The organism is Streptomyces sp. NBC_00306, from assembly GCF_036169555.1.
Lineage (GTDB): Bacteria > Actinomycetota > Actinomycetes > Streptomycetales > Streptomycetaceae > Streptomyces > Streptomyces achmelvichensis.
In genome coordinates, this window is record NZ_CP108032.1 from 5890699 (window position 1) to 5904539 (window position 13841).

Here is a 13841-nt window from a genome sequence, read left to right on the forward strand (position 1 = left end):
GCGGCCGTCCCGTGACACGGGGCAGGCCGTAGCATGAGCGCGAACCACGATGGGGGAGAACCATGGCAGAGAACCAGGCCCAGCCGCCGGGCGGACCCGAGCCCCGTGACCGCGACCCGTGGGCTCCGCCGGCGAGCACTGCGCCGCAGGACAAGGTTCCGCTGCACAAGCCCGCCATCCCGGCTCCGTCGGTGCCGCCGGTGCACGACCAGATGACGGTCACGTCCATGCCCGGCGTCGGGGACACCGGCTCGGTGCCGCCGCCCCCGATAGCCCCGGGCGGGCCCGCCCAGCCCGCTCCCGGCCCGTACGGCTACCCCGCGGCCCCTCCGGTGACGGGTCCCGCCAGCGATCCCTTCGGTCACGCCGGATACCCCGGCTACCAGACCTACGGCCAGCCCGGCTGGCAGGCGGCCCCGGCGAACGGCATGGGCACCACGGCGATGGTGCTCGGCATCCTGTCCGTCTGCCTGTTCTGCCTCTACGGCGTCGTCGCCATCGTCCTCGGCGTCCTGGCGCTGATCTTCGGCATCCTGGGCCGCAAGCGGGTCCAGCGCGGCGAGGCCACCAACGGCGGGATGGCGCTCTCCGGGATCATCCTCGGCTCCGTCGGCATCGTCATCGGCCTGGTCGTCGTCGGCCTGCTGGCCTGGGGCATCACCGAGGCGATCAACGACGAGCGGAACAGGAACGACGACTTCGGCAACACGCTGGTGATCGACGGCGCCGCGCAGCCCGCCGCGCTCTCGGCCGCGCGCTGACCGGACCACGCGTTCCTGGGGCGGTTCCCGCCACCAGGCACCCCGGCCGGTTCGCGTCGATCAGGCCCCCGGGCCGGTGCCGCACTCGCAGCCCCGGGCTGTCGGGGCGCCTGGCGCCCAGCAACCCTGCTCCCCGGGCCGGCTCGCGTCGGCAGCCCCGTGGCCGGGTCCCGCACCCGTAGCTCCGGCCCACTGCCGCTGGGAAGCCTGTCCGCCGACGGGTCGCGGCCGCGGGCTCCTGGGCCGGCGCGCGCCTTCGCCGACCCGCACCCGCGCCCGGCCTCGGCGCCCTGCAAGCCCTGCCCCCTAGGTGCCCTGCTCCCCGGCAGTCCGCAGCTCCTCGCGCGCCTCCATCAGCGCGAATCCCAGCAGGTTCTGCCCGCGCCAGCGCGTGGGGTCCTGCGCCCGCTCGTCGTCCGCGGCCAGCCCGATACCCCAGATCCGGTCCAGCGGGCTGGCCTCGACGAGCACCCGGTCTCCCGTGGCCAGCAGGAACTCCCGCAGCGCCGCATGCTGGGCGAACTTGTGCACGCTGCCCGAGCGGACGATCGCGAACCGCTCCCGCTTCCAGAGCCTGTCGTCGAAACCGCGCACCTCGCGCCCGGCCCGCTTCGCCGCCCCCGGGTTCGTCGCGTCGAGCGCCTTCCGCTCCGCCTCCGCGTCGCCGAACAGCCGTGCCTTGTGGGCCATCATCCAGTGCTCGGCCGTCGCGTACCGCACGCCGTCCACCTCGAAGGGCGCCTCCCACCACTGGCTGAGGCAGCTCGGACCTATGCGACCGTCCTTGCGCGGTGCGTGCCCCCAGAAGTGCAGATACTTGACATGTCGACCGCTGCTGACCTGCCGGATCAGCTCATCCATCCCCATGCACGCGAGTCTCGCATCCACCACTGACACTCCGTACGGGGATGAGGGGCGCAACGCGACACATGGTCGACCGAATCCGTCGCGTAACCAAAAGGCAACTACGGAATCACTTGTTGGGCAACAGGTGCTCTGCCAGGATCGGCACTCAAATCGAGCTGGGACAACGGAGAGCGTCATGGGCAACCGCTTCCAGGTGCAGGACCGCTTCGCGGACGGCGCGCAGTACATCGGCGGCCGACCGCGGTCCGGCACCTCAGGACGTACGCAGGACATCGTGGACCCCGCGACCGGTGAGACGGTCCACAGCTACGAGCTCGCCGGGGCCGCCGACGTCGACGCGGCCGTCGCCGCCGCGCGCGAGGCGTTCCCGGCCTGGTCGGGTGCCACGCCCGGCGAGCGCTCCGACGCCCTGCACCGGTTCGCGTCGCTGCTCGCCGAGCAGTCCGAGGACCTGGCCGGCGCGGAGTCCCTCCAGTGCGGCAAGCCGATCAAACTCAGCACCGAGTTCGACGTGCCGGGCACCGTCGACAACACCGCCTTCTTCGCCGGTGCCGCCCGCCACCTCCAGGGCCAGTCGGCCGGTGAGTACAGCGGCGACCACACCTCCTACGTACGCAGGGAGGCCATCGGGGTCGTCGGCTCCATCGCGCCCTGGAACTACCCGCTCCAGATGGCGGCCTGGAAGGTCCTGCCGGCCATCGCCGCCGGCAACACCATCGTGCTCAAGCCCGCCGAGATCACCCCGCTGACCTCCCTGATGTTCGCGGCGGCCGCGACCGAGGCGGGCATCCCCGACGGCGTCGTCAACGTCGTCAACGGCGCGGGCCGGGACGCGGGCGAGCATCTGGTCGGGCACCCGGACGTCGCCATGACGTCCTTCACCGGCTCCACCGCCGTCGGCAAGCGCGTCGCCGAGATCGCCACCTCCACCGTGAAGCGGCTGCACCTCGAACTCGGCGGCAAGGCCCCCTTCCTCGTCTTCGACGACGCGGACCTGGAGTCGGCGGTGCACGGGGCGGTCGCCGGCTCCCTCATCAACACCGGCCAGGACTGCACCGCCGCCACCCGTGCCTATGTGCAGCGCCCGCTCTACGACGCGTTCGTCAGCGGAGTGGCCGATCTGATGGCCACCGTGCGGCTGGGCGACCCCTTCGACCCGGCGACCGACCTCGGCCCGCTCGTCTCCCACCTCCAGCGCGACCGCGTCGCCGCCTTCGTGGACCGGGCGCGCGGCTACGCCACCGTCGTCACCGGCGGCGAGGCGCCGCAGGGGGCACTGAAGAGCGGCGCCTACTACCGGCCCACCCTGATCGCCGGCGCCGCCCAGGACAGCGAGATCGTGCAGGCCGAGATCTTCGGCCCGGTCCTGGTCGTCCTCCCCTTCGACTCCGACGACGACGGCATCGCGCTCGCCAACGACACCCCGTACGGCCTCGCCGCCTCGGCCTGGACCCGGGACGTCTACCGCGCCGGCCGCGCCACCCGTGAGATCAAGGCCGGCTGCGTGTGGGTCAACGACCACATCCCGATCATCAGCGAGATGCCCCACGGCGGCTACAAGGCCTCCGGCTTCGGAAAGGACATGTCCGTCTACTCCTTCGAGGAGTACACGCAGGTCAAGCACGTGATGTTCGACAACACCGCGGTCGTCCGCAAGGACTGGCACCGCACCGTCTTCGGGGACCGATAGCCAGCACCGCCCGACCAGCGGCACCCATCCCGAAAGGGCACTGTTCATGGACCACAACGAGCCCGACGGCCTGTCCGCGGCCCAACTGGCCGCGGTGCGGCGCAGTCTGACCAACGGCCGGGGAGCCCTCACCCGCCGTTCGATGCTGCGCGCCACCGGCGTCGGAGCCCTCACCGTCGGCGGCATCGGCGCGCTGAGCTCCTGCGGAATCCCGCCCGCCAAGCGCGAGGGCGAAGCGGCCTCGGACGACCACTCCGCGAAGGAGAAGCAGATCGCCTTCTCCAACTGGACGGAGTACATGGACGTCAGTGAGGACGAGAAGAGCCGTCCCACACTGACCGAGTTCACCCGGCGCACCGGGATCAAGGTCAAGTACACCGAGGACATCAACGACAACGTCGAGTTCTTCGGCAAGATCCAGCCGCAGCTCGCCGCCGGCCAGGAAACCGGCCGCGACCTGATATGCGTCACCGACTGGCTGGCCTCCCGGATGATCCGCCTCGGCTGGGTGCAGAAGCTCGACCCGTCGCTGCTGCCCCACGCGTACGCGAACCTCTCCGCCCAGTTCCGCAGCCCCGACTGGGACCCGGGACGCTCGTTCTCCTACCCCTGGACGGGCATCTCGACGGTCATCGCCTACAACACCAAGGCGACCGGCGGGAAGAAGGTGGACTCCGTCACCCAGCTGCTCGACGACCCCTCCCTCAAGGGCCGCGTCGGCTTCCTCACGGAGATGCGCGACACCGTCGGCATGACGCTGCTGGACATCGGCAAGGACCCGGCGAAGTTCACCGACGCCGACTACGACGCCGCCATCGGCCGGCTCCAGAAGGGCGTCGACAAGAAGCAGATCCGCCGCTTCACCGGCAACGACTACACCTCGGACCTGGACAAGGGCGACCTCGCGGCCTGTCTGGCCTGGGCCGGTGACGTCATCCAGCTTCAGGCCGACAACCCCGCGATCCAGTACGCGATCCCGGCCCCCGGCTACATCACCTCCAGCGACAACCTGCTGGTCCCGGCGCAGGCCAGGCACCAGCGCAACGCCACCCGGCTCATCGACTACTACTACGAACTCCCGGTGGCGGCCCAGCTCGCCGCGTACATCAACTACGTCTGCCCGGTGGAGGGCGTCGGCGCCGAACTGGCGAAGATCGACCCCGAGCTGGCCTCGAACACCCTGATCCTCCCGGACAAGGCCATGGCCGCCAAGTCCCACTCCTTCCGCTCCCTCACCAGTGCGGAAGAGAAGGCCTACGAAGAGAAGTTCGCCAAGCTCATCGGCGCCTGACCTCGTCCGCTCCACCGACACCACCGGGATCGCGACCCATGACTGAAAAGACTGCGGGCGGCGAAGTCCGCCTCTCCGGGATCGGCAAGACCTACGGCTCCTTCACCGCGGTGCACCCGCTGGACCTGACCGTCCCGCAGGGCTCGTTCTTCGCCCTGCTCGGCGCGTCCGGCTGCGGCAAGACCACCACCCTGCGGATGATCGCCGGTCTGGAGGACCCGACCACCGGATCCGTATTCCTCGGCGACAGAGACGTCACCGGCCTGCCGCCGCACAAACGCCCCGTCAACACCGTCTTCCAGAGCTATGCGCTCTTCCCGCACCTCGACATCTACGAGAACGTCGCGTTCGGCCTGCGCCGCCGCGGCATCAAGTCGGTGAAGAAGCAGGTCGGCGACATGCTCGACCTCGTCCAGCTCGGAGACTTCGCCCAGCGCAAGCCGCACCAGCTCTCCGGCGGACAGCAGCAGCGCGTCGCCGTGGCCCGCGCGCTCATCAACCACCCCCAGGTGCTGCTGCTCGACGAGCCGCTCGGCGCCCTGGACCTCAAGCTGCGCCGCCAGATGCAGCTGGAGCTCAAGCGCATCCAGACCGAGGTCGGCATCACCTTCGTCCATGTCACCCACGACCAGGAGGAGGCCATGACCATGGCCGACACCGTCGCGGTGATGAACGGCGGACGTGTCGAGCAACTGGGCGCACCCGCCGAGCTCTACGAGAACCCGCAGACCACCTTCGTCGCCAACTTCCTCGGCACCTCCAACCTCATCGAGGCCGAGGTGGCGTCGAACACCGGCGGGGAGGTCGTCGTCACCGCCGCCGACGCCAAGCTGCGGCTGCCCGCGCAGCGCTGCGCGACCGCGCCCACCGCCGGCGGAAAGCTGCTGGTCGGCGTGCGGCCGGAGAAGATATCGCTGGCGCACGCGGACGACGCGGGAAGCATCGCGGACGGCCGCAACCGCTTCACCGGCACCATCGCCGACTCCAGCTTCATCGGCGTCTCCACGCAGTACGTCATCGACAGCCCGGTCTGCCCGGAGCTGGAGGTGTACGCGCAGAACATCGAGCGGGACCCCCGGCTGGTCCCCGGCGCCCGGGTCGTCCTGCACTGGAACCCCGAGCACACCTTCGGTCTCGACGCCGGCCAGGACATCGACGCCGGTGTGGAGACGGTGGAGGCGACGCCGTGACCGTCACCGCGGCGCCGCCCGCGCCACCCGCCCCCGAACCGGTCGTCCACAAGCCGTCCGTGCGCCGCAAGCTGGTGCCGTACTGGCTCCTGCTGCCCGGCATGCTGTGGCTGCTGGTCTTCTTCGCGCTGCCGCTGGTGTACCAGGCGTCGACCTCGGTGCAGACCGGCTCGCTGGAGGAGGGCTTCCAGGTCACCTGGCACTTCCAGACGTACTGGGACGCGCTCACCGAGTACTGGCCGCAGTTCCTGCGCTCGGTGCTCTACGCGGGCACGGCCACCGCGTTGTGTCTGCTGTTCGGCTACCCGCTCGCGTATCTGATCGCGTTCAAGGCCGGCCGCTGGCGCAATTTGCTGCTGGTCCTGGTCATCGCGCCGTTCTTCACCAGCTTCCTGATCCGCACGCTCGCCTGGAAGACGATCCTCGCGGACAGCGGACCCGTGGTGGAGACGCTCAACTCCATCGGCTTCCTCGACGTCACCAACTGGCTCGGGATGACCGACGGCAGCCGGGTGCTGGCCACACCGCTGGCCGTGGTCACCGGTCTCACGTACAACTTCCTGCCCTTCATGATCCTGCCGCTCTACACCTCATTGGAGCGGATCGACCCCCGGCTCCACGAAGCGGCGGGGGACCTGTACGCGAAGCCGTCCACCACCTTCCGCAAGGTGACCTTCCCGCTGTCCATGCCGGGTGTGGTCTCCGGGACGCTGCTGACCTTCATCCCGGCCAGCGGCGACTACGTGAACGCCGAACTGCTCGGCTCCACGGACACCCGAATGGTCGGAAACGTCATCCAGTCGCAGTTCCTGAGGGTGCTCGACTACCCGACCGCGGCCGCGTTGTCGTTCATTCTCATGGCAGTCGTGCTGATCGTGGTCACGGTCTACATCCGGCGGGCCGGGACGGAGGATCTGGTCTGATGCGTTGGATACGGCGCAACCTCGTGGTGATCGCGGGCCTGCTCACGCTCGCGTATCTGATCCTGCCGAACATCGTCGTGATGGTGTTCTCGTTCAACAAGCCGGCCGGGCGGTTCAACTACTCCTGGCGCGAGTTCTCCACCGACGCGTGGCGCGACCCGTGCGGCGTGGCCGACATGTGCGGCTCGCTGTCGCTGTCGCTCCAGATCGCCCTGTGGGCGACGATCGGCGCCACCGTGCTCGGTTCGATGATCGCCTTCGCGCTGGTCCGCTACCGCTTCCGGGCGCGCGGCGCGATCAACTCGCTGATCTTCCTGCCGATGGCGATGCCCGAGGTGGTCATGGCCGCCTCGCTGCTCACGCTCTTCCTCAACCTGGGCGCCCAGCTGGGCTTCTGGACCATCCTCATCGCACACACCATGTTCTGCCTCAGCTTCGTGGTGGTGGCGGTCAAGGCGCGTGTGCTGTCGATGGACCCCCGTCTCGAGGAAGCAGCCCGCGACCTGTACGCGGGACCCGTGCAGACCTTCCTGCGGGTCACGCTGCCGATCGCGGCACCCGGCATCGCCGCCGGCGCGATGCTCGCCTTCGCCCTCTCGTTCGACGACTTCATCATCACCAACTTCAACTCGGGCAACACCGTCACCTTCCCCATGTTCGTGTGGGGCTCGGCCCAGCGCGGAACGCCCGTCCAGATCAACGTCATCGGCACGGCCATGTTCGTCATCGCCGTACTGATCGTCGTGGCCGGCCAGCTGATCAGCGGCCGGAGAAAGAACAGCGCCGCGGCCAAGTAGGGCCCGCAAGGCCCTCGAAGGAGTGGAAACCATGGCCCCAGACGCCATGACCTTTGCCTCATCCCTTTCCGACGCCCAGCCCGTCGCCTTCTGGCTGGACGACCCCGCCAGACCCGCCGCCCTGCCCGCGCTCACCGGCGACGAGCACTGCGACCTCCTCGTCGTCGGCGGCGGCTACAGCGGACTGTGGACCGCGCTGCTCGCCAAGGAGCGCGACCCCGGCCGGGACGTCGTCCTGATCGAGGGGCACGAGGTGGGCTGGGCCGCCTCGGGCCGCAACGGCGGCTTCTGCGCCGCCTCGCTCACCCACGGCCTCGGCAACGGGATCGCCCGCTGGCCCGGTGAGCTCGCACGACTGGAGGAGCTCGGCGACCGCAACCTCGACGCCATCGAGGAGGCGGTGGCACGCCACGGCATCGACTGCGACTTCGAGCGCACCGGTGAGATCGACGTCGCAACCGAGCCGTACCAGGTCGCGGAGCTGGCGGAGATGCACGAGGAGGCGCGGCGACACGGTTTCGACGGACTCGAACTCCTCGACGCCGACGCGGTGCGCGCCGAGGTGAACTCCCCGACCTTCCTCGGCGGGCTGTGGGACCGCCGCGGTGTCGCCATGCTGAACCCGGCGAAGCTCGCCTGGGGCCTAAAGGAGGCCTGCCGCGGCCTCGGGGTCCGCATCTACGAGAACACCCGCGGCCTCGAACTCGCCGCGTCCGGTGCGGGAATGGCCGTCCGCACCCCGTACGGCCGGGTCTTCGCCCGCCGGGTCGCGCTCGGCACCAATGTCTTCCCGTCGCTGGTGAAGCGGGTGCGCGCGTACACCGTCCCGGTCTACGACTACGCCCTGATGACCGAACCGCTCAGCGAGCAGCAGCGCGCCGAGATCGGCTGGGAGGGCCGGCAGGGCCTCGGCGACGTCGCCAACCAGTTCCACTACTTCCGGATCACCGCCGACCACCGCATCCTGTGGGGCGGTTACGACGCGATCTATCCGTACGGCGGGAAGGTCAGCGCGGAGCTGGACCACCGGCCCGAGACCTATCTGAAGCTCGCCGGCCACTTCTTCCGCTGCTTCCCGCAGCTGGAGGGGCTGCGCTTCAGTCATGCGTGGGGCGGGGCGATCGACACCTGTTCGCGGTTCTCCGCGTTTTTCGGCACGGCGCACGGCGGCAAGGTCGCCTACGCCGCCGGCTACACCGGTCTGGGGGTCGGCGCCACGCGCTTCGGCGCCGATGTGATGCTCGACCTGCTGTCGGGGGAGCGCACCGAGCGCACGGAGCTGGAGATGGTGCGCAGCAAGCCGATGCCCTTCCCGCCCGAGCCCGTCGCCTGGGCCGGTATCGGGCTCACCAAGTGGGCGCTGGCCAGGGCGGACGCTCAGGGCGGGCGGCGCAATGTGTGGCTGCGCGCCATGGACCGGATGGGGCTCGGCTTCGACAGCTGACCCGGCGTGACCCAGATCACTACCAACTGGTAGCCCCAACCCGCGTCATACGACGGCCCCGGGCCGCTCTCCCCTGTGAACGCACCGTCGGTGCGCAGGGAAGGGAGTAGGGGTCATGAACGACTCGGGGGCCAGGACCGCGGTGGAGTGGCTGGCGTCGGTCGCACCGGACCCGGAAGCCTGCCGGTGGGAGTGGGAGCGCAACCCGCTCGGGGTCGCGCTGCTGCCCGCCGGCAGGCGCTGGGACGTACTGATCCTGCCGGGAGAGCTGGGCTATCCGACGCTCGATGTGCTGAGCAGGCTGGTCGACAGGCCGGGGCCGGTGCTCGCCGACTTCGGCGACTCCCGCATGGGGTTCTTCGTGCCGCCCGGCACGGCCGCACGGTGGCTCGGGACCGGTGTGCGCAGCGCGGGCGTCGGCACCTGGATCGTCGTGCCCTACCCGGGGCGGGCTGGTGGCGGCGGGGTGCGCTGGCTCGTCGTGCCGGACGGCTCGGGCACGCTCACGGATCCGACGCTGCTGGAACTCGCGATGCACGAGGCGGCGGGGGCCATGGCGCGACGCGAGGGGGAGTGAGGGGCCAGGGCCTGTCGTCCGGACCCCGCCGGCTTCGTGTGCCGCTGTCAGAGGTCTTGACAACGGCATTGGTCTGGACCAAATTGCGGGAGCTCCCACTCGAATCCCCCCATGCCCGGAGGCAGTTGTGGACCGCACCAGACTCTCGGCCGCCCTGACGGCGGCCGCGCTCGCCCTCGGCGGACTTGTCGCCACGTCCACCGCCGCCGAAGCGGCCGACGCCGAAGTCGCCCGCAACGGCGGCTTCGAGGCCGGTCTCACCGGCTGGAGCTGCTCCGCGGGCAGCGGAGTCGTCGTCAGTTCGCCCGTACGCAGCGGGAGTTCGGCTCTGAAGGCCACCCCGGGCGGCAGCGACAACGCCAAGTGCAGTCAGAGTGTCACCGTCAAGCCCAACTCCGACTACACCCTCAGTGGCTGGGTCCAGGGCGGCTACGTCTACCTCGGCGCCTCCGGCACCGGTACCACCGACGTCTCCACCTGGACACCGTCCGCGTCCGGCTGGCAGAAACTCTCGACGAGCTTCCGCACCGGCGCCTCGACCACCTCGGTGACCATCTACACCCACGGCTGGTACGGCACGGCGGCCTACCACGCGGACGACGTCTCCCTGTTCGGCCCGGGCGGCGACCCGGTCCAGCTGCCGGCCGCCCCCACCGGCCTCACCGCGGGATCGCCGGGCTCCACCTCCGTGCCGCTGAGCTGGTCGCCCGTCTCCGGCGCCACCGGCTACAACGTCTACCGCGGCGGCGCCAAGGTCACCTCCGTGACGGGGACGTCGGCCACCGTGACGGGGCTGTCGCCCAGCACGACGTACAGCTTCCAGGTCACCGCGACCAACAGCGCGGGCGAGTCCCCGAAGTCCGCGGTCGTCGGCGCGACCACCACCGCCGGTGGCGGCAACCCGGGCACCGGCCTCCCGGCCCACGCCCTCGTCGGCTATCTGCACGCCAGTTTCGCCAACGGCTCCGGCTACACCCGCATGGCGGACGTCCCCGACTCCTGGGACGTCATCAACCTCGCCTTCGGCGAACCCACATCGGTCACCTCCGGCGACATCCGCTTCAGCCTCTGCCCGGCGGCCGAGTGCCCGAACGTCGAGTCCGTCGCCGAGTTCAAGGCCGCCATCAAGGCGAAGCAGGCCGCCGGCAAGAAGGTCCTGATCTCCATCGGCGGCGCCAACGGGCAGGTGCAGCTGGGCAGTACGGCCGCGCGTGACACCTTCGTCTCCTCCGTCTCGAAGATCATCGACGAGTACGGTCTCGACGGCCTGGACATCGACTTCGAGGGCCACTCCCTCTCGCTGAACACCGGGGACACGGACTTCCGCTCGCCGACCTCACCGGTGATCGTCAACCTCATCTCGGCGATCAAGACCCTCAAGGCGAAGTACGGCTCGGACTTCGTCCTCACGATGGCCCCGGAGACCTTCTTCGTGCAGCTGGGCTACCAGTACTACGGCTCCGGCCCCTGGGGCGGCCAGGACCCGCGCGCCGGCTCCTACCTCCCCGTCATCCGCGCGCTGCGGGACGACCTCACCCTGCTGCACGTCCAGGACTACAACTCCGGCTCGATCATGGGTCTGGACAACCAGTACCACTCGATGGGCGGCGCGGACTTCCACATCGCCATGACCGACATGCTGCTCACCGGCTTCCCGGTGGCCGGTGACCAGTCGAAGTTCTTCCCCGCCCTGCGGCCCGAGCAGGTCGCCATCGGTCTGCCGGCGTCCACCCAGGCGGGCAACGGGCACACCTCACCCGCCGAGGTGAACAAGGCGCTCGACTGTCTGACGAAGAAGGTGAGCTGCGGCTCGTACGCGACCCACGGCACCTGGCCCGCCCTGCGCGGACTGATGACGTGGTCCATCAACTGGGACCGCTTCAACCAGTGGGAGTTCTCCCGGAATTTCGACGCATACCGCTGGAGCTGATCAGCAGCAGCATCCCGCACAGGCACCAGCTGCCGATGACGTCCAGCGGCCAGTGGTAGCCGCGCAGCACCAGACCGATGCCCGTCGCCAGGGTGAGCACCAGGGCGACGGGCATCGACCGTCGCAATCGCAGATATGGGGCGAGGAGCAGCGCGGCCGTGCCGTAGGCGACCATCGCGGTCGCCGTATGGCCGGAGGGGTAGTAGCCGCCCGCGTCGGTGAGCGGTCCCTGGCGGTCGATCAGTGCCTTGAGCGGCACGACCAGCGCGGGCACGGCGGCCATCGTGAGGACGGCGACCAGAGCGTCACGGCGCGCGGCCCTTCTGTCGCGCCACAGGGCATACGCGAGGGCGGCGGCCAGCACGGGCAGAGCAACGGCCACGCTGCCGAGGTCGGCCAGCGCCTCGGTGAGCGGCCGGGGTCCGTGGCCGGCGATGCGGAGTTCGACGCGCTCGTCCAACGAGCGCAGGGGTCCGCCGGCGGCGACCTGCCAGGTGATCAGCGAGAAGAGCACGGCGCACAGGACGGCCGGCCACACCTGACGAGGAAAAGCCGGCCACCTCGGAACAGGGGGGGTAGTTCCGAAGCGGCCGGCCTGACCGGTTTGCCGCGCGCCCCGGGGGGTTTGGGGCGGGCGGCCATCCGATCGGTGAGGAGTTCCGGAGCCAGAAGCTCCAGTGGTGTGCGCGAGGGCACGGCCAGGACGAAGCTGGGGAGGCCTCGGCCTGGAGTCGCCCGCAGTCCCCTGCGAGCGGGGTGTTTCTCTCATCTGCAGAAACCGTACGGCAGGGGCCGGGGGGACCGACAGACGGATCTCCATCCCGCCATCGGCCCCCCACACGTTCTTCACAGGCCCCGACCGTTCCGGCTGCTCCGCCGCTGATCAACCATGGTCCGGGCGGCCGTTTCGGTGATGGGGCCCACGCTTCGAGCGCCTGGTCAGACGCCCGCGAACGCCTGCTCGAGGATGTCCAGACCCTCGTTGAGCAGGTCCTCGCCGATCACCAGCGGCGGCAGGAAGCGCAGCACGTTGCCGTAGGTGCCACAGGTCAGGACCAGCAGGCCCTCGGCGTGGCAGGCCTTGGCGAGCGCGGCGGTCGCGGCCGCGTTCGGCTCCTTGGTCTCGCGGTCGTTCACCAGCTCGATCGCGATCATGGCGCCGCGCCCGCGGATGTCGCCGATGATGTCGAACTTCTCGGCCATCGCGCCCAGGCGGCTCTTCATGACCTCCTCGATGCGCTTGGCCTTGCCGTTGAGGTCGAGCTCCTTCATGGTCTCGATGGCGCCGAGCGCACCGGCACAGGCCACCGGGTTGCCGCCGTACGTACCGCCGAGGCCGCCCGCGTGCGGGGCGTCCATGATCTCGGCGCGGCCCGTCACGGCGGCGAGCGGCAGACCGCCCGCGATGCCCTTGGCGGTGGTGATCAGGTCCGGGACGATGCCCTCGTCCTCGCACGCGAACCACTCGCCGGTACGGCAGAAGCCGGACTGGATCTCGTCCGCGACGAAGACGATGCCGTTGTCCTTGGCGAACTGCGCGATCGCCGGCAGGAAGCCCTTGGCCGGCTCGATGAAGCCGCCCTCGCCGAGGACCGGCTCGATGATGATCGCGGCGACGTTCTCGGCGCCGACCTGCTTGTTGATCATGTCGATGGCCTGGGCGGACGCCTCGGCGCCGGCGTTCTCGGCGCCGGTCGGCCAGCGGTAGCCGTACGCCACCGGGACGCGGTAGACCTCGGGCGCGAACGGACCGAAGCCGTTCTTGTACGGCATGTTCTTGGCGGTCAGCGCCATCGTCAGGTTGGTACGGCCGTGGTAGCCGTGGTCGAAGACGACGACGGCCTGGCGCTTGGTGTAGGCGCGGGCGATCTTGACGGCGTTCTCGACGGCCTCGGCGCCCGAGTTGAACAGCGCGGACTTCTTCGCGTGGTCGCCCGGCGTCAGCTCGGCGAGGGCCTCGGCGACCGCGACGTAGCCCTCGTACGGCGTGACCATGAAACAGGTGTGGGTGAAGTCGGCGAGCTGCGCGGACGCGCGGCGTACGACGGCCTCGGCGGAGGCGCCGACGGAGGTCACGGCGATACCCGACCCGAAGTCGATGAGCCGGTTGCCGTCGACGTCCTCGATGATCCCGCCGCCGGCGCGCGCGGTGAAGACGGGCAGCACGGACCCCACGCCACCGGCGACCGCGGCGGTGCGGCGGGACTGAAGCTCCACGGACTTCGGTCCGGGAATGGCGGTGACGACGCGGCGCTCCTGCGGGATTGCGGTCATGAGGGGCTCCTGGGGTGCTGTGGGACGCTTCGTGTTTCTTTCTCCGCAGGCTAGGCGCGGGGGAGGGGGGTGGGCATGCGCCGTTCGGGAGTGTTGG

At 70.1% G+C, this 13841-nt stretch carries 12 protein-coding genes; 9 read left to right on the forward strand and 3 right to left on the reverse strand.

Going from position 1 to position 13841, the window contains the following annotated elements; translation table 11 throughout:
* The first annotated feature begins 62 nt into the window (after positions 1 to 62).
* A complete protein-coding gene (locus OHA05_RS26435; protein ID WP_313943802.1) occupies positions 63 to 761 on the forward strand; it encodes a DUF4190 domain-containing protein in 699 nt (232 codons plus the stop codon).
* A 306-nt stretch (positions 762 to 1067) separates the two neighbouring features.
* Here the strand turns inward: OHA05_RS26435 and OHA05_RS26440 are convergent, their stop codons facing one another.
* Positions 1068 to 1628, reverse strand: a complete 561-nt coding sequence (locus OHA05_RS26440; protein ID WP_313943801.1) for an NADAR family protein — start codon at positions 1626 to 1628, stop codon at positions 1068 to 1070.
* A gap of 175 nt (positions 1629 to 1803) precedes the next feature.
* Between OHA05_RS26440 and OHA05_RS26445 the strand changes: the two genes are divergently transcribed.
* From OHA05_RS26445 to OHA05_RS26480, 8 genes are all read left to right on the forward strand, one after another.
* Entirely contained in the window at positions 1804 to 3318 is a 1515-nt protein-coding gene (locus OHA05_RS26445) for a gamma-aminobutyraldehyde dehydrogenase (protein ID WP_328861877.1), read from the forward strand.
* A gap of 46 nt (positions 3319 to 3364) precedes the next feature.
* The gene (locus OHA05_RS26450; protein ID WP_313943799.1) at positions 3365 to 4609 is read left to right on the forward strand and encodes a polyamine ABC transporter substrate-binding protein; all 1245 of its coding nucleotides are present in this window, start codon (positions 3365 to 3367) and stop codon (positions 4607 to 4609) included.
* 38 nt (positions 4610 to 4647) lie between these two features.
* Positions 4648 to 5799, forward strand: coding sequence for an ABC transporter ATP-binding protein (locus OHA05_RS26455; RefSeq protein ID WP_328861878.1), 1152 nt, complete (start codon positions 4648 to 4650; stop codon positions 5797 to 5799).
* Positions 5796 to 6722 (forward strand): ABC transporter permease, encoded by a 927-nt coding sequence (locus tag OHA05_RS26460; protein ID WP_313943797.1) that lies wholly within the window; start codon positions 5796 to 5798, stop codon positions 6720 to 6722. The genes OHA05_RS26455 and OHA05_RS26460 overlap by 4 nt, the downstream gene beginning before the upstream one ends.
* Entirely contained in the window at positions 6722 to 7519 is a 798-nt protein-coding gene (locus tag OHA05_RS26465; protein ID WP_313943796.1) for an ABC transporter permease, read from the forward strand. Before OHA05_RS26460 ends, OHA05_RS26465 begins: the two co-directional genes overlap by 1 nt.
* A 31-nt stretch (positions 7520 to 7550) precedes the next feature.
* Positions 7551 to 8963, forward strand: coding sequence for an NAD(P)/FAD-dependent oxidoreductase (locus OHA05_RS26470; RefSeq protein ID WP_328861879.1), 1413 nt, complete (start codon positions 7551 to 7553; stop codon positions 8961 to 8963).
* 115 nt (positions 8964 to 9078) lie between these two features.
* Entirely contained in the window at positions 9079 to 9540 is a 462-nt protein-coding gene (locus OHA05_RS26475) for a hypothetical protein (protein ID WP_328861880.1), read from the forward strand.
* 127 nt (positions 9541 to 9667) lie between these two features.
* Positions 9668 to 11470: a chitinase gene (locus tag OHA05_RS26480; RefSeq protein ID WP_328861881.1), complete on the forward strand. Its 1803-nt coding sequence runs from the start codon at positions 9668 to 9670 to the stop codon at positions 11468 to 11470.
* Here the strand turns inward: OHA05_RS26480 and OHA05_RS26485 are convergent.
* Complete coding sequence (locus OHA05_RS26485; RefSeq protein ID WP_313943792.1) at positions 11421 to 12239, reverse strand: phosphatase PAP2 family protein; 819 nt, start codon at positions 12237 to 12239, stop codon at positions 11421 to 11423. The genes OHA05_RS26480 and OHA05_RS26485 overlap by 50 nt on opposite strands.
* A 170-nt stretch (positions 12240 to 12409) precedes the next feature.
* A complete protein-coding gene (gabT, locus tag OHA05_RS26490; RefSeq protein ID WP_328861882.1) occupies positions 12410 to 13744 on the reverse strand; it encodes a 4-aminobutyrate--2-oxoglutarate transaminase in 1335 nt (444 codons plus the stop codon).
* Positions 13745 to 13841 lie beyond the last annotated feature (97 nt).

Excerpts from the sequence above, each read along its gene's own strand:
- OHA05_RS26450 (WP_313943799.1), top strand. The coding sequence starts at position 3,365 with ATGGACCACAACGAGCCCGACGGCCTGTCCGCGGCCCAACTGGCCGCG.
- OHA05_RS26455 (WP_328861878.1), top strand. The coding sequence starts at position 4,648 with ATGACTGAAAAGACTGCGGGCGGCGAAGTCCGCCTCTCCGGGATCGGC.
- OHA05_RS26435 (WP_313943802.1), top strand. The coding sequence starts at position 63 with ATGGCAGAGAACCAGGCCCAGCCGCCGGGCGGACCCGAGCCCCGTGAC.
- OHA05_RS26485 (WP_313943792.1), bottom strand. The coding sequence starts at position 12,239 with ATGAGAGAAACACCCCGCTCGCAGGGGACTGCGGGCGACTCCAGGCCG.
- OHA05_RS26475 (WP_328861880.1), top strand. The coding sequence starts at position 9,079 with ATGAACGACTCGGGGGCCAGGACCGCGGTGGAGTGGCTGGCGTCGGTC.
- gabT (WP_328861882.1), bottom strand. The coding sequence starts at position 13,744 with ATGACCGCAATCCCGCAGGAGCGCCGCGTCGTCACCGCCATTCCCGGA.
- OHA05_RS26445 (WP_328861877.1), top strand. The coding sequence starts at position 1,804 with ATGGGCAACCGCTTCCAGGTGCAGGACCGCTTCGCGGACGGCGCGCAG.
- OHA05_RS26465 (WP_313943796.1), top strand. The coding sequence starts at position 6,722 with ATGCGTTGGATACGGCGCAACCTCGTGGTGATCGCGGGCCTGCTCACG.
- OHA05_RS26470 (WP_328861879.1), top strand. The coding sequence starts at position 7,551 with ATGGCCCCAGACGCCATGACCTTTGCCTCATCCCTTTCCGACGCCCAG.
- OHA05_RS26440 (WP_313943801.1), bottom strand. The coding sequence starts at position 1,628 with ATGGGGATGGATGAGCTGATCCGGCAGGTCAGCAGCGGTCGACATGTC.